Here is a 17196-nt window from a genome sequence, read left to right on the forward strand (position 1 = left end):
GGCTTCCCGGTCAATTGCTTACCGTCGCGCTGTCCGCCTCAAGGGGCGCACTCCAATCGGGGGGCAACTTTGCGGGCCGTTTGACATGCTGGATGAGCCGCTTAAGGGCATGAAGGCGAAGCGCGGAGAGCCGGCGGTTGCGCGCATGCGGGCCGAGATCGATCGGTACGCCAGCCTTATGCGGCCGAAGTCCTAGAGCGCTGGCTTGCTCCTGAAACGTTCAAGTGCGCGGCGCACTAGATCAGCCTCATCGACCGCGACAATGGCGTAGCTGGCGACAATGTAAGCCAGGCGAGTGCGAGCGTCGTCCCGGTCGTACTCAGGCACTTCAGGCTCCAGCTTCGACCATGCAATCTCCAACGCGCCTTGCGCGCGGGCTAGGTCGACCGGATCGGTAAGAGATGACAGCGGCATGGCCGGTGTTATGCGCTCGTAGCCGCGCGAGGCCAACCGCGTCTAGAACAGATCATCCTTGAACGGCTCGATGGTCGTCGGATCATCGTCGCCTTCGCCGGCCTTGTTCACGCGCTTCGACACGATCCATTCGCGCAGCTCTCGCGGCGGCTGCTTCAGCATCTCCATTCCGCCCGAGCCGTCCAGCCACGCCTCGAAATCTTGGCGCAGGAGCATGCAGGGCATCCGGTCGTGATACTGCGCCGTCCAGGCGTTCGCCTCGCGTACTATCATCGTGCAGGTGGTGATGTCCTCGCCCGTCTCGGGATTGCGCCACTTCTCCCAAAGCCCGGCGAAGGCTAACAAGTCGCCATCAGCGGCGGAGAAGAAATGCGGCACGCGGTCTTTCTTTTCGCCGGTCCATTCGAAGAACCCGCTGGCCGGTATGATGCAGCGTCGGCTTCGATAGGCGTGCTTGAACGTCCCGCTTGTGTCGACCGTCTCCACGCGGGCGTTGAAGGTTGCGAGCTTGAAATCCTTGAGCCCGCCTTTGTGCCAGCCGGGGATGAGGCCCCATCGCGCTTTCTTCAGCTCGCGGCCAACCTCCGTCTTCACGATGATGTCGACTTCAGTTGTGGGGGCGATGTTGTAGCGCGCCCGCAGGTTCGGCGTGGCCGCCGGACCCGTAAGCGGTTGGCTGAAGGCTACAATCTCATTCCAGCTATAGGCCTGGCTGAATCGCCCGCACATGAACGCGACTCCTCATAGCAGCCCCCCTCAACGATCCGGAACGAAGCGAAGATCAAACGTCCCTTCGCCATCCAACGTAGCTACGGGGGGGCTGCTCGCCACCAGCATGTCCAACTGCGGGATACCAGAGCGGCCTCGGTCAAAGAACCTGTACTGGTATGAAAATGCGAGAGCGCCGCAAAACCGATCTTTATCGACGTAACCGGTTGCCTCAGTGTAGACAGAACTTTCGAAACCGAAAGGTAACGCCAATTCGGGGCCGCCTCGCATGAGCGGAATACGCAATCCTCGATCTACTCGCGTTTGAGTAACATTCTGTAGAATAGTGGGTTGCTCTATCGAATCCGAAAAATGCTCAGATGCGGAAAAGAACTCAAAGCTTTCCATTCCGGCGGCTCTTAGGAGCGGGATAAGTTCTTGGAATGGGCTTCGGATGGAAACGACGGCGTGCAACCGCCCATCGTCGGCTCGTCCCACAGTTCCCCCTATTACGGCCGCGATTGTCCCGCTGATCGCATTTACATTTTGCATGAGAGGATGGTTTGAGTGGTGCTCGCCATATCGAACATCTCCACCAACAATCTGTAGCCGCGAGGGCAAATGTCGACCGAGAGGCTTGCCCGGATCAGGTCGGACGAGATGGGCCAGCTTCTTGAGCGCTTCGTAACTCACTACGTTGAACAGGTTGAGAATGTTTTTTTCGGTGTCCGCATGCACCCACGCCAACACTGGGGCGTCCAATTTTCCGGTAGCGTAGAGCCGATATTCTCGACCATTTGTGAGCAGGAAGTATGACGCAGCAATCTCGGGGTGAGCGCTATATGTATGCGCCTGCTCCACGTCGTCTTGAGTCAGCGCATGTTGAGGTGCTTTTACCTCCACGACCCAACGGCCGTAGGATGTCGCGTCACATACGTAGTCAGCTCTCCCCACTAGCGGTGGATCATTCTTAGGGTTTTTTCGGCCTAGGAAATGACTTGCGTATCGCAGCGTAACTTCCGTACGAATGTTAGCTGACGTTCCGTGCTTGTAACCCAGACGGTCGAGTAGCGGACGGACGAGGATTTCCCGCACGTCCGTTTCGTTCATAGTGCCGAAGTCAGGCTCCATTTCAGGCCTATGCTCCACAGATAAGAGTAACCAACGGTGTGGGGGCTCCAAAACGAAGCCCCCTCCGATTTTCACTCCGCCCGCTAGGCAATAGCTGCTAGCCGGGGCCCGCCGTGGGATTAGGCTACGCGCGGCAACGGTCGGTAGTTATCCGTGTCAGACCCATCGATGACCAGTGGCGACGTTATCGCGCTCGGGACACTCCGACCCGCAATATCCTTTACCGAAGAGTGTCCATCGAGCTTGAGGGTCTCGCGGGCCACCAGCCGAATGAGCGTCTCAGCGTTTGCGTCGATCTGCTCGACCTCGCCTCGCTCCCACCGACTAATGGCCAATGCTTCCCGATGCACGATGGCTGCCAGTTCAGCCTGCGTCATCCCCATTTCGGTTCGAAGGAATCGCAGTTCCTTACCGGTCATGCTTCCATCCTGCTCGATGATGCCAGCGGCAATGGCCCGGTGAAGCCCGTCGATGTTGGGGATGGTCACAACGTCGTTGCCAGCATCGTCGCGCACGTAGTTCAGCCCCTGGATCATAACGTTATCCAGGCCGCTCTCGGTGTAACGATAGGCACTCATTGATATTCTCCTAGCGAACAAAACCGACTAATTCTCGTCGGCCCACATCAAAGTCACCAGTTTCGCCCAACTCGTGGACGGATCTGGGATGACAACCAACCGAACCACACGATTGTTCGAGTTGGGCGTGCGGGTTTCAATCCGGTACTTGTAAAGCCCCGGCTGGGTGGCTTCCTCTGGCGGGTCGTATACAAACCCGTGCCTAAGGATGTAGCGAACATCACCCATAACCAAGTCGCGCTCGACCAGCCGCGCTCGGATGTGGTCCGTCCATGACAGCGTGAGTTTTCCGCATCCGCCGAGAGCGCGGATTTCTTCCGTCGCATCCGCCGGCTTCCAAGGCTGCTTTCTCAACTCTTCCCCCGCTGTCCCTCAGCCTACTTATCATCATGATAAGTGATGTCGAGTAAATTGTGACCGTCGGGCAACTTTGCAAGGGCGTCGTGGTAAACGGGCGACATCGGTTCACCGGGGAATCAGGCCATCAAATGCCGCGCCAGTCTCGCCCCGTCGCGCTTTGCCTGCGCTGCGCCATCAGCGTAGGATGAGCCGGGCGGAAGATCGAGCGCGCCGCAGGTCCCTGCCGGCATTTCGGCGCTGTCGTCTTTGAGCACGACGCATAGACGGTTCAACGCAACAATTAGCAATCCCGGCGACCCTGTTTTGAAGGTCGCGTGGGGGTTTACCAACGCTCGAAAACCCTCGCGCATCCTGTCCCGATCGTTGCCGGCGATGGCGTCGTTGATGTCCTGGAGCTTCATTCGCAAACCTGCCATCCGTATTGCGTGCCGCAAAGCTGCTCGGCCCGCCCGCCCTCATCGCCTAGCCCATTATCGTCGCGCTCGCCTTCATCGTCGCATTGCCCTCCCTCGTCCTCGCAGACGATTTCCTGATCGGCTCCGTCTTCGAGGTCGCAATCTCCGTCTAGTTCATCAAGGACGGCAATCAGGGCCTCAATTACGGCGGCGAGCCGGCGCCGCATGCTTGGCATCGTCTGCACCCGTTCGGCCAGACTGAGCGCAACCTGCGACAGGATCGACCCCACTTCCTCACGCTCAGCGGCGGAAAGTTCGAACGGCTCGGGGCCGAAAGGTCCAACGAATGCCATATGGCAATCAATGGCCTTCATTCCTACAGTTTGGCATGCGGCGGCAATGGCGAAGTGCCGAAGGTCGATGACGCTCATTGCATCGCCTCCAGCATCCGCTTCGCGTGGCGGAAGATGGCAATCATCCCGCGCTCCGCGTCGTCGATCTCCTTCGGCTCGTTGTTCTCGATAATGTCGAGATGGTCGCCGTCAGCCTCCAGCATGACGGTCATGATGGCCAAGAGCCCGGCCGGCGTAGTGGGTTCCGTCCGGTAGACATCACCCAGCGCGGTCATAGCCGGCATGTAGACCAGATCGACGGCGGCGTCGGACGCCTCGCCGTCTTCGATGTCGCAGGCCGCCATGTAGGCATCCCACAGAGGGCGCCAGCGCTCGATCGCAGCGAAGACAGGATCAGGTTGCGTCGTCATCGGCGAGGCTCCAGCGGAATGACTCGGCGGCCGATGACCAGTTCTCCGTCAACGAACACGACCGGCAGATGGCCATAAAACGAGAACGTCGGGAGACTGACGGGCTTCACGCCATAGGAGCGCTTGGGCTTGCCCTTGCCGCGCTGGCGGTTGATGCGGATCGGGCTCATTTGCTGGCTCCGGTTAGGTAGCGGATGCAGGCTTCGTTGATGGATTCGAGCGCGTAGAGGTCGGGTTCATCACGCGCGAGCAGCAGAGCCGCGAGCACTCCCGCCAAGCTGTTCGGCTCGGGGGTGTGGTGCCAGAGGAGATCCAGCGGCGGCCCATAAGTGTCAGCCGTCAACGCCTTCCAGTCTTCGTGCGGCGCACGCTTGGTGAACTCCTCGGTCTGGCGGCGGTACTCGGCAATCAGGGTGGCCAGCGGGTCGGCGGCCTGTTGCTCCGGGGTTGAAGCGGACATGCGGGAGCACTCCTCTAGGAAGGGAGGGGTTGCGGGTTCAGCGGTGAAGGTCGCGCTCGACAACGGCGGCTTGCGCTGCGGCAGCGGCGATATCGGCCAGCGTGTCGGAAACGAAAGCGGCATGGCCTGCGATGATCCAGCCACGCCAGTTCGCTTCGTTTGGGTCGGTTGGCTTGCTGGCTGCCGCTACCTCGGCAACGACGCAGGCCGCACTCGCGACCATGCCGCTTATGTCTTCCAGCAGCCCCGCGAAGGGGTTGTAGGCCAGCATGTCGGCGGCGGCGCGAAGCAGCGAAGCAATCTGGTAAAGCTCGGCATTCGAGTGTTTCGCCAAGTCTTCCTTGGTGAGAAGCTGGGCGGACAGGTCGACATAAGGCAAGCCGGTCCCGGCTGCCTGAGCGGTAGCGCTCGGCATTGGATCTTCTCCAGCGATGTAGGAGGGCGTGTCGGGTTAGGCGGCTTTTGCGGCGCCGAAGACGCCCTCGGAAACGCGCTCGGCAATGTCGCGCGCCAGGATGGCCAGCACGTCTATGCGGTTGGTGGCGGCGACTTGCTGCTCTGTCATTCCGGTTCGATCGAGGTTGCACCCTTCCTCGACGATGATGGCCAGAAGTTCGGCCACGGTCGCGGCGTCCCGGTCGGCATCGTGACCGCTGCCGTCATAAGGGTTGCGCTTTGCATTCTTCGTCATGGCATCCTCTCAGGCGGCGATGCCTCGCGCACGACGCGCGCGGAGCTTGGACAGGTTGCGGAAGCAGAGGCGCTTGCGGGCCGGGCAGCCCATCGCATTTGCGGCAGCCAGGGCGCGGCGCAACTCGATGACGGAAAGGTCTAGCCAACCGCCCGGAGAAGGAATCCGGCGCTCGTCATCGAGTGCGAAGCGCAGGAAATCGAGCGAGAGGCCGATGGAGCGATTGAAGTTGGAAAGGGGGCTCATCGCTCATTCCTTCCCGGCGTCGATCAGTTCAAGCGCTTGCTCGACGGCGTCCATGTCCTCGATTTCGAGGAGGGTCGCTTCATCCTGCAAAAGCAGGTGAAGACGCTCGCGGCGCTCGTCCTCGGATTTCGGAGGCGTGAGCCGGACATGGCGGGCAATCTGATCGCCCAGCACTCCCATGCTGCGCGCGTATCGAAACAGCGCCTCGCCAGCCGGGGTGTGGTCAGTGCCCAGCATGAAATGCGGCTGGAACACGAGACCATCTATGACAGCCGTGGCGACGCGCAGCGCATTGAAAAGCTGGCGCAGGTCTTCGTGAGGCACAGCCGCAAGATGGCTGTGCTCGGCCGAAAAGATGGAGCCGGCAGGATCAGCCATGCGATTGCTCCTTTCGCGGGCTGCGGAGCAGGCCGCCCAAGCAGGCGTCCATCTCGCGCAACCGATCCGTCACGTTGTCGACGGCGGACCCGAGCGCGTTCCTGTGAGCGTCACATTCGATGGCATGTGTCGCCATTGATGCGGCCTCGGCCAGGAGAATGGTTTCGTGAAGGTGGTTCACCGCGTCGAGCAGTGAGAGTGGAGCGGTTGCCATGTTGCGGGCCTCCAACAATTAGGGCGGCTGCTAGCGGCCCGCCGCAGCGTCGTCCGCCGCCTTGGCATGAGCCGCGAAGTCCTCCAGCAGATGCAGGGAGACGTTTTCCGCGATATCGCGGCCGATACGGATCAGCGCCGCCGTCTTCGCGACCGTGTCCGCCTGCACGCCGCCGGCCGGCTGCGAAACGATCAGGTTGTGTGCGACTGCGAGGAGCTGATGCAGGTGGTAAGCATCATCCTGCACGGTTTCCTGTGAGAGCGTCTGGTTGGCCATAATGGTCACTCCGGTTGAAGAGAGGGTTCAGCCGCCGATGCGGTGGCGATTGATGCGGCGGAACTTGCCGCGCTTGGCCTTCGGCGCCCGGCGGGCGAGACGCGCGGCCTCGGTCTGCTCGTCCGCGTAGTCGATGCACAGTTCGCAGATGGCGCGCTTGGGGTGCGCAATCGGGATGATGCGGCCCGTCTCGTCGGGATGCTCGCGGCTGCCGCAGAAGCCGCAGCGGGTGTCAGCGAGGCGCGTCCGAAGGCGGAGCGAGGCCGGCGGCAAAAGCTCGTGATGCGTGGCCATGTCAGTATCCAGCCCAAGCGCGCAGCGCGCGGAAGTCGGTGAAGGTCAGGAACTCATCCGGCAGCAGGTGGCCGTTGAGCGAAGCGCGCTCGACGACCGTGACCACGCCGCTCGCGCTGGCCGAGACGAACCAGTCATGGCGAGCGGCCCAAGCGATTTGTTCGCGGCTCATCGTCCACCCCTCTGCTCGCAGGTATTGGGAGAGGTCCGCTCGGCCATTTGCTCGCGCAGCTCCGTTTGAAGCTTTGCCAACATGTCGTCCTGACCCTCGGGAGAGAGCTTCGCGAACAGCTCGACCATCTGCGAGAGCGTGTCGCAGGCCTGCTCATCCGCTGACGGGCAGCCGCTGGCGTAGTTCAGGAACAGGCGCTCCATCTCGTCCTCCGCAATAGCTGCGCGGATCGCATTCGTCGTCCGAGAGCTGAGCGAGGCGCGGATGGCGCCAGAGAGGATGCGGGCATAAGCGCCATATGCGCCGTTTCGCAGATGCTGCCGCGCAAGTTCGATGGTGCGAGCGTTCGTCATCGATCAGGCTCCGATGCTGGCGAGAGCGCCGCGCAGAGCGTCGATGCGGGCGCCGTTGAAATGCTGCCTGTAGTGCTCGCGCTCGATCTCGAAGCGGATGGCCTCGGGGTCGTTGCGGAACTGAGCGGCGAGAGCGACAGACTCACGAGCGCGCAGGGCAAGAGCGGCGCGGGCCTCAACCTCGCGGCGGGCGGCATCCGCCAGCGTCATCGCCTCACGCTTTGCGGCGGCCCATGCCTTGCGCATCCAGAGCGAAAGCTGCTGCCGCCGATCGGCAAGGGTGCGGCACATACGGAAAGCGAAACGACCCTCGCGATAGATCCAGGCCATCACAGCGGCCTTGTTGAAGGCGATGCGGTTGTCAGCGCGGAGGCTTGCGAGGGACATTCGGAACCTGTTAAGAACGTTTCTTGTGATTTTGATAATCACTCAGTCCTAGCATTCCTGTCAAGCGCAAAGTGATTATTAAAATCACTCGCTACATTTTGAAGGGTTTTCAGGTGCTTACGACCGGATATCAGCTCAAGGCTGCGCGCGCGCTCGTTGGGATGGAGCAGGCGGATTTGGCAGAACGCTCTGGCGTCGCCGTTACAACGATACGCAAGATGGAATGGAAAGGCTCTGAGACGCTGACCAGCGGCCTCGACACAATTAAGCGCGTGCAAGCAGCTCTTGAGGCGGCCGGCGTGGAGTTCTTGAATCACGGTCAGCCTGGCGTGCGGCTCGCGAAAAAGGATTCCTGATGGAGGCTGCTCGGGAAGCGACCGCGTATCATGAGGCGGGCCATGCCGTTATCGGGCGGAAGCTCAATCTCGCTTGCGCGATGTCTCGATCGAGGAGACGGCCGAATGGCTGGGGTTCGCGGAGATAACCAGTCCTGAACGCCTATGGGAGCGCGGCAAAGGCCTAAGCGCAGCCACGCGGAGGCGTTCGCCATCGCGCTCTATGCGGGAGCGGAGGCCGAGCGCTTTTTTCTTGGTACGACCGATGTTGGTGACAGCGCCGATGTCGAGCGCGCGATGTCCGCGCTCGCATGGGGAGGCGTGCGAGGTGCGACCTTCGTTGGGGATGAGGCGTTCGACAGGGCCGAGGCGCGGCTAAGAGCGGAAGCGGCTCGACTAGTTCGCTTCCATTCCGCTGCGATCAGATCGGCAGCGCAGCGCCTTATTGAGCACGGCAAATTAGGGGCCGATCAGGTTCTTCCGCCCATCTAGGACGTGGCCAGCGACGGCTGAAGGTGGGGTAAATGGTGGGGTGCTACGCAAAGACACCTCAGCCTGCCTAGGATTTTCAACAGGATAACTAAAAAGTTTGGCGGACATCCTCTCTGTGTAAGGTCCTTCTGTCACGTCAATTCGCGCCCTGGCATGCTGAGGCGCACTATGTCTAAGTTATTGAAATATTTTGCGTTTCTGTGAAAGCGGCATAGAATTCCCTCCAGCAAATGGAGGCAATCATGTCGCTTCACACCAAGCGCACTGAACGCATCGGCCTTGCCCTAGATGAAGAGATGCGGGAACGCATCGAGGCAGAGGCCCGTCGCCGCGAAACTTCGATGTCGAGTGTGGTGCGCGCCTTGATCCGCGCGCAGCTTTCCACGCTCCAGCCCAACAGCCTGCGAGTTGCCGGCTGATGTTCCTATGGCCGCTCAGCATGGGAATGCCCTACGTCGACCCGCAGGCGGGCCTGCCCGCTGCGGGGGCGCAGGCGTATTTCTATCAGGGCGGGACGACCAGAACCAGATCGGCGGCGGGCTCGCATCCTCCCTCATCCAGCCGACCCGTCTCGGCTTCTACTTCATGAAACTCTGAGAGGGCGTCATGAGCGAGAACATCCACACGCTGTTTCCCCAGGCCGAGGCCGCGTCATCCGAACAGCCCGTGCCTGTCCTGCCTGTCGAGCAACATGTGGTTGGCGCGGCCTTGTCGGCTGAGCGTCTGCGCGGCCTGACGGAACAGATACTCCTCCTCCTCCGCTACGCCCCACGCGACGCCGCGACCTTCGATCGCGTCCACTCCGACATCCTCGGCGCTTGGAGCGACCTGTCCGACCACTACACGAATTATCGCCACGTCCTCGACTGCAAAGGGCAAGCTTGATGGTTTTCCGCCCCCAGCCCCTCCAAATCCCGAATATGCGGACGGACTACCGTGCCGAGGGCAAGGCCTTCGAAACGCTCGGGCAGACCTTGGGGTCATTGATCCCCGACATGCAGAAGCAGCAGAAGGAAGCCAACGAGCGCGAAGAGATGGCGCGTATCGGGAAGGGCATCGCTGACGGCACGCTCGACTACAAGGCGGCAGCCGGCCGAGCCTTCGCCCTTAACCGCGCCGATCTCGGCATGGAGCTTTTGAAGCAGGGCGAGACGCAGGCGCAGCGCACGCTCGGGCTGGAGGCCAGCCGGAATCTCGGCAGTGCGCTCGGACAGTATTTCGGTGGCCAGCCCACTGTCGGCTTAGGAGCCTCGCCCAGCTCGACCTCCAGCGCGCTCTCGCCGTCGCTCATCGGCAATGAAAGCGGCGGCAATTGGCAGGCTCAGAACAACGAGGTCGGGGCCGGCGGGGCTCGCGGCCACTTTGGGCGCGGCCAGTTCGGTGTCGCCCGCATTCAGGAAGCCGCGAACGCCGGGGCCATCCCGCAGGGGACCACGCCCCAGCAGTTCATGAACTCGCCAGAGCTTCAGCAGCGGGCCGAGCAGTGGCACGTTGCCGACATCAGGTCGAACATCAAGGCCAACGGCTTCGATCAGCTTATCGGCCAGCGCATCCGGGGTGTCCCGATCACGGAGGAAGGCTTGATCGCCGTCGCCCATCTCGGCGGCGTCAACGGCATGAGGAAATTCGTCGAGACGCAGGGCGGCTATAACCCGTCCGACGCCAACGGGACGAGCTTGTTCGACTATTTCAGCCGCCACGGTGGAACGCGCTCGGCCGAGGCCGATATGCCGGACCGTAACGCGGCGGTTGCCTCTGCCGAAACCGGCCAGAATGGATTTGTCATCCCCCCAGGCGGCGGCACGCCGATGTCCGCCCGGACCTTCAATCAGATCGCCGGCAGCATGGACAATCCGCCTCTCCGTCCGGCCTTCGAGTCGGAAGGCCTGGGGCAGCCTTGGATGGGGACAGCGCTCGCGCCGAGCCTCCAGCGCGCGGTTGGGGGAGCGCCGCAGGCCCAGAGAGCGCAGGTTATGCCGCCTCGCCGGCCCTATGACCTCAATGAAGCCGATCTCCCGGCCCGTGGCGCCGTGCCTGCAATCGGCCAGATGCCCCAGCCGGCAACGGCCCGATATGCCGAGGCCGATCCGAACAGTCCCGATGCGGGTATGAGGATCGGCCAGCTGGCGAGCGAGGAAGCGCGGCTTGGCCTGCGCTCGGGCGCCGGCATCATGAACCCGCTCGACAACTTCCGCAGCGCGCCCCAGCCGGCAACCCCCGCCAATACTCGCTCGGATGCAAGGTTGGCGAATGGCGGTGCGGCTGGCGCAGTCGTGCCGCCGCAGCCTGCCGATCTCCCTGCGCCCGGTGCTACCCCGACGCAGGGACCGGCGCCGGTAATGTCGAAAGACATGCCGCGCCCGACCAATGCCCAGGAGGCGAATGAGTATCGCCAGACGCGGGCCATGGAGAGCCGTCAAGGCAGGGTGACGGCGCTCGTTCAGGCGCTCGCGAATCCTAACCTGCCGGCCAATGCTCGCGAGGTTGGCCAGATATTCCTCAAGGAAGCGCTGGAGCAGTCCAAAGTCCCGGATAGCGTGAAGGAGTTCATGTACGCCCGAGGCATGGGGTGGACCACGGCCAAGAACCTGGGCGAATACAATGCGGAAAAGGAAAAGGCCAAGAAAACGACCGCCGAGGACGAGACGGCGGGCCGGGAGCGTGCGGCGGCTCGGGCTGGGCTCAAGCCCGGTGACCCCGGATATCAGGGTTTCATCCTCACCGGCAAAATGCCGCGCGAGGACATGGGGCCGCTGACGGCGACCGACAAGAAAGCCATTTTGGAGGCCGATGAGGGAGTTCTGGCGGCCCGTACGGCTATCGATGCACTGAAGTCAGCCAAGGTTCTTTCCCCGCGAGCGCTGGGCGGCTGGGGAGCGAGCGGCCGGGCCGCAATCGCAAACAACCTGCCTGACATCATGGTCCCCGATCGGTTCGCTAGCCCGCAGCAAGGCGAAGCGACGGCGGAGCTGGAGAACGTCGTCACGAGCCAAGCCCTTGCCCAGCTCAAGAGCATCTTCGGCGCCGCTCCCACCGAAGGCGAGCGCAAAATCCTGATGGAAATTCAGGGCTCCATTGGCCAGCCCGATAACGTCCGGCAGAAAATCTATGACCGGGGCATCGCCATGGCTGAAAAGCGGCTTGCCTTTAACGAACAGCGAGCCCGAGAGCTGCGAGGCGGTGATTTCTACCGGAGCGAGGGGCAGCGCGGGCAGGAGCGGACGCAACCGCGACAGGCGGTCTCGGCGCCGCCGGCAGCGATTGAGTTCCTGAAAGCCAATCCCGGCGCCCGCGACCAGTTCGATGCGAAATATGGTCGTGGTGCTGCCGCTAGCGTGCTGGGGCAGTGAGACATGGCTGGCAACGTCTTCGATCAGTTTGACGCCCCGGCTCCTGCCGCCGGCCGTGCTCCGTCTCCGGTTCAGGGCGGCGGGAATGTATTCGACCAGTTCGATAGCCCGAGGTCACAGCTCCCCCAAGACACCGGCAGCGGCCCGCTCGTCGTCACGGTGGCCCCGAACCGTCAGCAGTCCCCAGCCTCGCCGTCAGGATTCGCGACCCGCGCCCAGCGCGAGGGAGACGATCCCCAAGCCCGTGATAGCGAGTATCTGGCCGATGCCGTTCGCACGCGGCTCCAGCAGGACCAGACGAGTCCAATGGGTCGGCTCGATGCCTATGCCCGTGGCGTTGCCGGATGGGTTCCAGGAATGAACAAGCTGGCGGCTGCGGGGGACGCTGCTTTCGGCGCAGGCCGGGGCGAGACCTTCGGCGAGCGCTATTCCGATAACCTTGCCCGAGAGCGCGCCATGGATGCGGCGGATGAGGCGCTAAACCCCGGTTCTCGGATGATGGGACAGGTTGCCGGATTCGGTGCGACTGCCGCTCTCATGCCCGGTATCACTGCCGTGCGGGAAGGCGTGCGAGGCGCGTCCGCTGCCAATGCGGCTCTGACGGGCGGCCTCTATGGGGCGATCAGTGGCGCGATTGAAAATGATGGAGGCTTGCAGGACAAGGCGACCTCGGCCGGCATTCAAGGCGCGATTGGTGCCGGCGTCGGCGCCGTCGCTCCTGCCTTCGTTCGGGGAGCCGAGGCCTTCGCCAGCGCCACGGGCAAGCTTGTGGGTAAGGTAGCTGCTCCGTTCCGGGCAGCGGCAACCCCCGAGACAGAAGCCGGCCGCCGCATCATGCGCGCGATGGAGCGCGATGGCGTGACGGACCCGGCGGCGCGACTGGCGGAGATGCAGCGGGCCGGCGCTCCTGCCGTCCTAGGCGATGTCGGTGGCGAGACGACGCGGGCTCTAGCGCGATCGGCGGCGAACACGTCCCCGGAAGGCCGCGCGGCGCTGGCGGAAGCTACTGCAGATCGTTTTGCGGGACAGGGCGACCGCATCGTGGACCTGCTCCGCAGCTTCGGTCCGTCCTCGGCCGGCAAGACGCTGGAGGAGCTACAGGCGGCAGCTCGGGCAGCCAATCGCCCAGCCTATGCCCGTGCCTACATGCAAGGCGGCGCCGGTCTCTGGGACGAGAATTTGGCCTCGCTGGCACAAGCCCCGGCGGTGCAGGACGCCATCCGGTCCGTCATCAAGACGGGTGCGAACAAGACGGTTGCCGAGGGCATGCCTCCGATCCGCAACCCCTTCACGACGGACGCGGCCGGCAACCTCACGCTGGCACGCCGGGCTGATGGATCGATCGCGAGGCCGAATCTACAGTTCTGGGACTATGTGTCGCGAGAGCTGCGAGGGAAGGCTGGCGAAGCCGCTCGCGCCGGCAACAAGGATCTAGCCGGCGACTATACCAACTTGCGGCGCCAGCTCCTCGACCAGCTCGACGCCTCTGCGCCCCTGTTCCGGGAAGCCCGCTCGGGAGCATTCCGAGCATTCCAGGCCGAGGACGCGCTGGAGGCCGGACAGAAGTTCGTCACCAGCCGCATGGCGAACGATGAGGCCAGGAAGGCGATCGGGAAGATGAAGCCGGAGGAAAAGGCGCTATTCGCGGAGGGCTTTCGGTCCGACCTCATCGCCAAGATTCGGGAGACTAGCGACGGTCGGGACATCGTGAAGGCCATCTTCGGCTCGCCAGCAGCTCGGGAGCGTGTCGAGATTGCGCTGGGCAAGGCACAGGCTACGCAGCTTGAAGCGGTGCTGAGCGTCGAGACTGCGATGCTCAAGCTCCAGATGGCGCTTGGCAACTCAAACACGACCCGCCAACTCGTCGAGCTTGGCTTAGCCGGCACAACCGGCGGCATCTATGGCGGGTATCAGCACGGCACGATGTCGGGGCTTGGTATCGGCGTGCTCGCTGGCCTCGCGGCGCGGCAGGCACTTCAAAAAGGCAATGCCAAGATCAACGAAGGCTTGTCCAAAAAAATCGGGGAGATGCTGGCGAGCGGCGATGTCGCCCAGCTCAAGAGCCTGAGCAAGATGGCGACCAAGAGCCCCACCGTGATGCGCTTCCTCGGCAGTGTCGCGGACGAAGCTGGCCAGATCAGCGGCCTCGCCTCAAATACGGGGCCATTGAATATATCGGGCGGGGCGCGGGGTGCGACGCCATATCTGCCAGCAGCCGCAGGCGACGACCAGAAATGACGCCCATGGCTGAGGGCCGCACGATAACAGGATGGCCGCGACCGCGACCGCAAGCGCTCGTCTCAATAGCCGCGAACCCGCTTCACGGCGGCGTCGATCTCGTGGTCAACGATATGGGCGTAAGTGACGACCAGCAGGAAAGCGAAGGCATACGGCGCAAGGATGCCATACCCGACCCCATGCAGCGCCAGCGGAATCAGGCAGGTCGCGATGAACAGCGCAATTTTCTTGCGCTCATAGCGACGCTCGGCCTTGGCTTCCAGATCAGGCTCGATGTCTTGGACCATCCGAACGCCCCGCGATTTGTGTCTCTAAATTGCCCCCTCCAGGCGATGCTCGCAAGGGGACATGCCGTTGCCACGCTGGCGAGCTTCGCGCTGATGGCGTGGGTGATTGCAGGGGGTGCGGCATGAGCGACGATCCGCGCAAAAACGCGAGCAATACGCGAGGTCGTCCGTTCGCTCCCGGCAATCCCGGCAAAGCCAAGGGCTCCCGCCACAAGGTGACGCTGGCGATCGAGGCGCTGCTGGACGGCGAGGCCGAGAAGCTGACGAAGAAGGCCATCGACCTAGCCATGGCTGGCGACATCACAGCGCTGCGCCTTTGCATGGATCGTTTGGCACCTGTGCGTCGTGACCGTCCCGTCACCTTCGACCTTCCGAAGATCGAGACTGTCAGCGACCTCCCGAAGGCGACGCAGGCTATCATGGAGGCGGTGGCAGGCGGAGAGTTGACGCCATCGGAAGCGGCCGAGCTGGGCAAGCTGGTCGACGCGCACGCCAAGGCGATCGAAGTGACGGACCTACATCGCAGGCTTGAGGCATTGGAAGGAGGCCGCCCATGACACGGCAACTGTCCGCGCGCATCGATCGGCTGGAGCAGGCGCGCGATTCCCAGGCCGGCCGCTTCGTCATGTGGTCGGATTCCGAAGACCCGAACGCGCCTCTGGAGCGCGTCGAGATTTGCGGCTTATCGCATGAGGAGTGTCTGGATCTCCTCGACGAACCCGAGGTGCTGCAATGACCAACGCCATGCTCGCCCGCATCGTCAAGCTGGAGGAACGGCGCCGGCCGGTCGTCGAGCATGTCGCTAAAGAGGCGCGAGACGCGGCGGTGGCCGCCGGCCTCGCCCGGCTCAGGGCCTCCCCCGAGGCTATGGCGGCAATCCGCGCCCGCCTTCGTGGGAACGAGGACGCATGGCGTTCTGGGCAGGCGGCGATTGCAGCAGCTTTGAGGGCGGACACATGACCAGCGCTCTCGCTCGACGTCTCGACCGGCTGGAGGCGGCGCGGCGCGCTCGGACCCCTCTGCGCTGCCTGATCCTCTGCGGCACGTCCGAGCAGAACGAGGCCGATACCCTTCGGGCCTTCGCTGAAGGTCGCATCTCAGCGCGTGAACCTATCATCCGTGTCAATTGGCCGGCGGGCTACATGCCAGCAACCCAGGGAGCGGCATAATGCGACTGAGCGAGCGACTGGCGAAGCTGGAGCGGGCGGCGGGCGGCAAGCTATCCCAACGGCGCATTCTGCATCACGTCCTGAACTGCGCGCCTGCTGAGCGGCCGGAACGACTAGCAGCGATTGAGGCATCCGACCGCGACGCGTTCCATATCGTTCGCGTCATTGTTCGTCCTGGCGAGCGGGCGCATGCAGCATGAGCCGGGAACTGGAGCGCAGGCTAGCCAAGATGGAGGCGAAGCATCACGCCGACCGCAGCATAGAAAAGCGGGTCGAGCGCATGACGGATGCCGAGCTTACGGCTGCCATCCATGCGTGCAACGCCAAGCTGGAAGAAGAGATTGGACCGAACTGGCGCGAGTGGTTGGCGGAGAATGACCCGGAAGGCTATCGCGTCCAGTGCAAGCTAGAAGAGGAGGGCGCGCTATGAGCCGCGAGCTGGATAGGCGCATCGCGGCGCTGGAGCGCATCAAAAATGGACAGGGCGTCGAATATGTAGTGCTCGACTATGCGCCGGAGGATGACGAGCGCGAGCCGTACAGGCTGCGTCCGCCGATGACGGAAGAGCAGTGGGAAGCAACCTACTGCTTCGATTGATACCCATCATCGGCGTGGAGGAGGTTCACGCCTTGGGCGCCTGCTTCTGAAAGACGATGCCGCAATTCTTTTGGATTGAGACCTTCTCGATCGTCTCCATCTCACCTTTGAGCCTGGCAAGTTCAGCGGCTGTCTGGCCGTCTCCCTTGACGGCGAAAAGCACCGGCCAGAACACGATGACGCCAACCGTCGTCACTACAGCGTCTTGAGTGCGGGACGAATCCTGCGTGCCTGAAGCTTCGACTGCCCTTGACGACACGCGCTCTGCTTCTTCGGCTAATTGTCGGCAGGTGTACGGCTGATACTGCAATGGCGAAACGTAGGATGCGCGGATATCCGCTGAACTAGACGCGCAACCGCAGACCGCCAGCGCGACGGCCAAACTAGCCAACATTTTCATTTGATGCCCCTTAACCCCGCGCCATTCGTGCATGACGTTTGTGCGATGTCTAGGAAGAGGCGCGGTCGATCCACAGGCCTTCTTTTCCAATCTTGGCGGTATGCAGCGCCGTCTCGCGTGCCGTCATCAGTTTTTGCATTTCGCCATTGGGTTGCCAGATCGGTTCACTGAGGCTTGAAAACGAAAAGCCCGCCGCTCGATGGCGACGGGCCTCTGGCTGGGCCAGGACTTAGCGGTTCCGGCCATCGCCGGGAAACTGATCGCTCTCCGCTGATGCGGCCGGTACATCCGCGACAACGCGACCAGGGAGAGCATGCGGCACCGTGAGGCGCCGCGCAGACAACGACATAATCGCCCGACTGGTTCCCGCAAGATTCAAGTGGCAAAAAGGCCTCAAGCGAAGGCAAAACGTTGGCCTTTCCGATGGCCTCGAATGACCTGCGACATAAGAAGTGTCAAACGGCCCGCAAAGTTGCCCCCCGATCGGCGTCCAATGTTGACCCCTTGA

General features: G+C 62.8%; 31 protein-coding genes. 10 read left to right on the top strand and 21 right to left on the bottom strand.

Annotated features, from left to right (window positions below):
- Window positions 1–456: 456 nt before the first annotated feature.
- From NUV79_RS24485 to NUV79_RS24570, 19 genes are all read right to left on the bottom strand, one after another.
- The gene (locus NUV79_RS24485; protein ID WP_257735686.1) at window positions 457–1143 is read right to left on the bottom strand and encodes an SOS response-associated peptidase; all 687 of its coding nucleotides are present in this window, start codon (window positions 1141–1143) and stop codon (window positions 457–459) included.
- A 27-nt stretch (window positions 1144–1170) separates the two neighbouring features.
- A complete protein-coding gene (locus tag NUV79_RS24490; RefSeq protein WP_257735687.1) occupies window positions 1171–2253 on the bottom strand; it encodes a type I restriction enzyme HsdR N-terminal domain-containing protein in 1083 nt (360 codons plus the stop codon).
- Window positions 2254–2372: 119 nt separating this feature from the next.
- Complete coding sequence (locus tag NUV79_RS24495; RefSeq protein ID WP_257735688.1) at window positions 2373–2831, bottom strand: transcriptional regulator; 459 nt, start codon at window positions 2829–2831, stop codon at window positions 2373–2375.
- Window positions 2832–2858: 27 nt separating this feature from the next.
- A complete protein-coding gene (locus NUV79_RS25355; RefSeq protein WP_374679328.1) occupies window positions 2859–3185 on the bottom strand; it encodes a DUF4258 domain-containing protein in 327 nt (108 codons plus the stop codon).
- Window positions 3186–3307: 122 nt separating this feature from the next.
- Entirely contained in the window at window positions 3308–3592 is a 285-nt protein-coding gene (locus tag NUV79_RS24500; protein ID WP_257735689.1) for a hypothetical protein, read from the bottom strand.
- On the bottom strand, window positions 3589–4017 hold the full coding sequence (locus NUV79_RS24505) for a hypothetical protein (protein ID WP_257735690.1): 429 nt from the start codon (window positions 4015–4017) through the stop codon (window positions 3589–3591). The genes NUV79_RS24500 and NUV79_RS24505 overlap by 4 nt, the downstream gene beginning before the upstream one ends.
- Window positions 4014–4283: a hypothetical protein gene (locus tag NUV79_RS24510; protein WP_257735691.1), complete on the bottom strand. Its 270-nt coding sequence runs from the start codon at window positions 4281–4283 to the stop codon at window positions 4014–4016. Before NUV79_RS24510 ends, NUV79_RS24505 begins: the two co-directional genes overlap by 4 nt.
- A gap of 62 nt (window positions 4284–4345) precedes the next feature.
- On the bottom strand, window positions 4346–4519 hold the full coding sequence (locus NUV79_RS24515; protein WP_257735692.1) for a hypothetical protein: 174 nt from the start codon (window positions 4517–4519) through the stop codon (window positions 4346–4348).
- Window positions 4516–4809 (bottom strand): hypothetical protein, encoded by a 294-nt coding sequence (locus NUV79_RS24520; RefSeq protein WP_257735693.1) that lies wholly within the window; start codon window positions 4807–4809, stop codon window positions 4516–4518. The genes NUV79_RS24515 and NUV79_RS24520 overlap by 4 nt, the downstream gene beginning before the upstream one ends.
- Window positions 4810–4846: 37 nt before the next feature.
- Window positions 4847–5188: a hypothetical protein gene (locus NUV79_RS24525; RefSeq protein ID WP_257735694.1), complete on the bottom strand. Its 342-nt coding sequence runs from the start codon at window positions 5186–5188 to the stop codon at window positions 4847–4849.
- Window positions 5189–5260: 72 nt separating this feature from the next.
- Window positions 5261–5500: a hypothetical protein gene (locus NUV79_RS24530; RefSeq protein WP_257735695.1), complete on the bottom strand. Its 240-nt coding sequence runs from the start codon at window positions 5498–5500 to the stop codon at window positions 5261–5263.
- A 9-nt stretch (window positions 5501–5509) separates the two neighbouring features.
- Entirely contained in the window at window positions 5510–5746 is a 237-nt protein-coding gene (locus NUV79_RS24535) for a hypothetical protein (protein WP_257735696.1), read from the bottom strand.
- 3 nt (window positions 5747–5749) lie between these two features.
- Window positions 5750–6124: a hypothetical protein gene (locus NUV79_RS24540; protein WP_257735697.1), complete on the bottom strand. Its 375-nt coding sequence runs from the start codon at window positions 6122–6124 to the stop codon at window positions 5750–5752.
- On the bottom strand, window positions 6117–6338 hold the full coding sequence (locus tag NUV79_RS24545) for a hypothetical protein (protein WP_257735698.1): 222 nt from the start codon (window positions 6336–6338) through the stop codon (window positions 6117–6119). Before NUV79_RS24545 ends, NUV79_RS24540 begins: the two co-directional genes overlap by 8 nt.
- Window positions 6339–6368: 30 nt before the next feature.
- Window positions 6369–6614, bottom strand: coding sequence for a hypothetical protein (locus tag NUV79_RS24550; protein ID WP_257735699.1), 246 nt, complete (start codon window positions 6612–6614; stop codon window positions 6369–6371).
- Between the two features lie 27 nt (window positions 6615–6641).
- Window positions 6642–6908 carry a hypothetical protein gene (locus tag NUV79_RS24555; RefSeq protein WP_257735700.1) on the bottom strand — a complete coding sequence of 89 codons (267 nt, stop codon included), beginning with the start codon at window positions 6906–6908 and terminating at the stop codon, window positions 6642–6644.
- A gap of 1 nt (window position 6909) precedes the next feature.
- Window positions 6910–7080, bottom strand: a complete 171-nt coding sequence (locus tag NUV79_RS24560) for a hypothetical protein (RefSeq protein WP_257735701.1) — start codon at window positions 7078–7080, stop codon at window positions 6910–6912.
- Window positions 7077–7433, bottom strand: coding sequence for a hypothetical protein (locus NUV79_RS24565; protein ID WP_257735702.1), 357 nt, complete (start codon window positions 7431–7433; stop codon window positions 7077–7079). Before NUV79_RS24565 ends, NUV79_RS24560 begins: the two co-directional genes overlap by 4 nt.
- 3 nt (window positions 7434–7436) lie before the next feature.
- Window positions 7437–7820, bottom strand: coding sequence for a hypothetical protein (locus NUV79_RS24570; protein ID WP_257735703.1), 384 nt, complete (start codon window positions 7818–7820; stop codon window positions 7437–7439).
- 71 nt (window positions 7821–7891) lie between these two features.
- On the opposite strand from NUV79_RS24570, the gene NUV79_RS24575 reads away from it, so the two are divergent.
- The 5 genes from NUV79_RS24575 to NUV79_RS24595 all read left to right on the top strand — a co-directional run bounded on the left by NUV79_RS24575 (window position 7892) and on the right by NUV79_RS24595 (window position 14235).
- Entirely contained in the window at window positions 7892–8176 is a 285-nt protein-coding gene (locus NUV79_RS24575) for a helix-turn-helix domain-containing protein (protein WP_257735704.1), read from the top strand.
- Between the two features lie 713 nt (window positions 8177–8889).
- On the top strand, window positions 8890–9066 hold the full coding sequence (locus NUV79_RS24580) for a BrnA antitoxin family protein (protein WP_257735705.1): 177 nt from the start codon (window positions 8890–8892) through the stop codon (window positions 9064–9066).
- Between the two features lie 187 nt (window positions 9067–9253).
- Entirely contained in the window at window positions 9254–9532 is a 279-nt protein-coding gene (locus NUV79_RS24585) for a hypothetical protein (RefSeq protein ID WP_257735706.1), read from the top strand.
- Between the two features lie 35 nt (window positions 9533–9567).
- Entirely contained in the window at window positions 9568–11997 is a 2430-nt protein-coding gene (locus NUV79_RS24590; RefSeq protein ID WP_257735707.1) for a hypothetical protein, read from the top strand.
- 3 nt (window positions 11998–12000) lie between these two features.
- A complete protein-coding gene (locus NUV79_RS24595; protein ID WP_257735708.1) occupies window positions 12001–14235 on the top strand; it encodes a hypothetical protein in 2235 nt (744 codons plus the stop codon).
- A gap of 62 nt (window positions 14236–14297) precedes the next feature.
- Here the strand turns inward: NUV79_RS24595 and NUV79_RS24600 are convergent, their stop codons facing one another.
- Window positions 14298–14522: a hypothetical protein gene (locus tag NUV79_RS24600; RefSeq protein ID WP_257735709.1), complete on the bottom strand. Its 225-nt coding sequence runs from the start codon at window positions 14520–14522 to the stop codon at window positions 14298–14300.
- Window positions 14523–14644: 122 nt separating this feature from the next.
- On the opposite strand from NUV79_RS24600, the gene NUV79_RS24605 reads away from it, so the two are divergent.
- From NUV79_RS24605 to NUV79_RS24625, 5 genes are all read left to right on the top strand, one after another.
- Window positions 14645–15079: a hypothetical protein gene (locus NUV79_RS24605; RefSeq protein WP_257735710.1), complete on the top strand. Its 435-nt coding sequence runs from the start codon at window positions 14645–14647 to the stop codon at window positions 15077–15079.
- On the top strand, window positions 15076–15258 hold the full coding sequence (locus NUV79_RS24610) for a hypothetical protein (RefSeq protein WP_257735711.1): 183 nt from the start codon (window positions 15076–15078) through the stop codon (window positions 15256–15258). The genes NUV79_RS24605 and NUV79_RS24610 overlap by 4 nt, the downstream gene beginning before the upstream one ends.
- Window positions 15255–15482 carry a hypothetical protein gene (locus NUV79_RS24615; RefSeq protein ID WP_257735712.1) on the top strand — a complete coding sequence of 76 codons (228 nt, stop codon included), beginning with the start codon at window positions 15255–15257 and terminating at the stop codon, window positions 15480–15482. Before NUV79_RS24610 ends, NUV79_RS24615 begins: the two co-directional genes overlap by 4 nt.
- Window positions 15483–15887: 405 nt before the next feature.
- Window positions 15888–16121 (top strand): hypothetical protein, encoded by a 234-nt coding sequence (locus NUV79_RS24620; protein WP_257735713.1) that lies wholly within the window; start codon window positions 15888–15890, stop codon window positions 16119–16121.
- Window positions 16118–16288, top strand: a complete 171-nt coding sequence (locus NUV79_RS24625) for a hypothetical protein (protein ID WP_257735714.1) — start codon at window positions 16118–16120, stop codon at window positions 16286–16288. Before NUV79_RS24620 ends, NUV79_RS24625 begins: the two co-directional genes overlap by 4 nt.
- A gap of 25 nt (window positions 16289–16313) precedes the next feature.
- Here NUV79_RS24625 and NUV79_RS24630 read toward each other — a convergent pair whose 3' ends face one another.
- Window positions 16314–16688: a hypothetical protein gene (locus tag NUV79_RS24630; RefSeq protein WP_257735715.1), complete on the bottom strand. Its 375-nt coding sequence runs from the start codon at window positions 16686–16688 to the stop codon at window positions 16314–16316.
- Between the last annotated feature and the right edge of the window lie 508 nt (window positions 16689–17196).

Origin of the sequence: Allobosea sp. 47.2.35 (assembly GCF_024655635.1) — a bacterium.
In the GTDB taxonomy this organism is placed as follows: Bacteria; Pseudomonadota; Alphaproteobacteria; order Rhizobiales; family Beijerinckiaceae; genus Allobosea.

Bases quoted from the DNA above. Each gene is read 5' to 3' on its own strand.
- NUV79_RS24485 (WP_257735686.1), bottom strand. From the start codon at position 1,143: ATGTGCGGGCGATTCAGCCAGGCCTATAGCTGGAATGAGATTGTAGCC.
- NUV79_RS24490 (WP_257735687.1), bottom strand. From the start codon at position 2,253: ATGGAGCCTGACTTCGGCACTATGAACGAAACGGACGTGCGGGAAATC.
- NUV79_RS24495 (WP_257735688.1), bottom strand. From the start codon at position 2,831: ATGAGTGCCTATCGTTACACCGAGAGCGGCCTGGATAACGTTATGATC.
- NUV79_RS24500 (WP_257735689.1), bottom strand. From the start codon at position 3,592: ATGAAGCTCCAGGACATCAACGACGCCATCGCCGGCAACGATCGGGAC.
- NUV79_RS24505 (WP_257735690.1), bottom strand. From the start codon at position 4,017: ATGAGCGTCATCGACCTTCGGCACTTCGCCATTGCCGCCGCATGCCAA.
- NUV79_RS24510 (WP_257735691.1), bottom strand. From the start codon at position 4,283: ATGGCGGCCTGCGACATCGAAGACGGCGAGGCGTCCGACGCCGCCGTC.
- NUV79_RS24515 (WP_257735692.1), bottom strand. From the start codon at position 4,519: ATGAGCCCGATCCGCATCAACCGCCAGCGCGGCAAGGGCAAGCCCAAG.
- NUV79_RS24520 (WP_257735693.1), bottom strand. From the start codon at position 4,809: ATGTCCGCTTCAACCCCGGAGCAACAGGCCGCCGACCCGCTGGCCACC.
- NUV79_RS24530 (WP_257735695.1), bottom strand. From the start codon at position 5,500: ATGACGAAGAATGCAAAGCGCAACCCTTATGACGGCAGCGGTCACGAT.
- NUV79_RS24535 (WP_257735696.1), bottom strand. From the start codon at position 5,746: ATGAGCCCCCTTTCCAACTTCAATCGCTCCATCGGCCTCTCGCTCGAT.
- NUV79_RS24540 (WP_257735697.1), bottom strand. From the start codon at position 6,124: ATGGCTGATCCTGCCGGCTCCATCTTTTCGGCCGAGCACAGCCATCTT.
- NUV79_RS24545 (WP_257735698.1), bottom strand. From the start codon at position 6,338: ATGGCAACCGCTCCACTCTCACTGCTCGACGCGGTGAACCACCTTCAC.
- NUV79_RS24550 (WP_257735699.1), bottom strand. From the start codon at position 6,614: ATGGCCAACCAGACGCTCTCACAGGAAACCGTGCAGGATGATGCTTAC.
- NUV79_RS24555 (WP_257735700.1), bottom strand. From the start codon at position 6,908: ATGGCCACGCATCACGAGCTTTTGCCGCCGGCCTCGCTCCGCCTTCGG.
- NUV79_RS24560 (WP_257735701.1), bottom strand. From the start codon at position 7,080: ATGAGCCGCGAACAAATCGCTTGGGCCGCTCGCCATGACTGGTTCGTC.
- NUV79_RS24565 (WP_257735702.1), bottom strand. From the start codon at position 7,433: ATGACGAACGCTCGCACCATCGAACTTGCGCGGCAGCATCTGCGAAAC.
- NUV79_RS24570 (WP_257735703.1), bottom strand. From the start codon at position 7,820: ATGTCCCTCGCAAGCCTCCGCGCTGACAACCGCATCGCCTTCAACAAG.
- NUV79_RS24580 (WP_257735705.1), top strand. From the start codon at position 8,890: ATGTCGCTTCACACCAAGCGCACTGAACGCATCGGCCTTGCCCTAGAT.
- NUV79_RS24585 (WP_257735706.1), top strand. From the start codon at position 9,254: ATGAGCGAGAACATCCACACGCTGTTTCCCCAGGCCGAGGCCGCGTCA.
- NUV79_RS24590 (WP_257735707.1), top strand. From the start codon at position 9,568: ATGCGGACGGACTACCGTGCCGAGGGCAAGGCCTTCGAAACGCTCGGG.
- NUV79_RS24595 (WP_257735708.1), top strand. From the start codon at position 12,001: ATGGCTGGCAACGTCTTCGATCAGTTTGACGCCCCGGCTCCTGCCGCC.
- NUV79_RS24600 (WP_257735709.1), bottom strand. From the start codon at position 14,522: ATGGTCCAAGACATCGAGCCTGATCTGGAAGCCAAGGCCGAGCGTCGC.
- NUV79_RS24605 (WP_257735710.1), top strand. From the start codon at position 14,645: ATGAGCGACGATCCGCGCAAAAACGCGAGCAATACGCGAGGTCGTCCG.
- NUV79_RS24610 (WP_257735711.1), top strand. From the start codon at position 15,076: ATGACACGGCAACTGTCCGCGCGCATCGATCGGCTGGAGCAGGCGCGC.
- NUV79_RS24615 (WP_257735712.1), top strand. From the start codon at position 15,255: ATGACCAACGCCATGCTCGCCCGCATCGTCAAGCTGGAGGAACGGCGC.
- NUV79_RS24620 (WP_257735713.1), top strand. From the start codon at position 15,888: ATGAGCCGGGAACTGGAGCGCAGGCTAGCCAAGATGGAGGCGAAGCAT.
- NUV79_RS24625 (WP_257735714.1), top strand. From the start codon at position 16,118: ATGAGCCGCGAGCTGGATAGGCGCATCGCGGCGCTGGAGCGCATCAAA.
- NUV79_RS24630 (WP_257735715.1), bottom strand. From the start codon at position 16,688: ATGAAAATGTTGGCTAGTTTGGCCGTCGCGCTGGCGGTCTGCGGTTGC.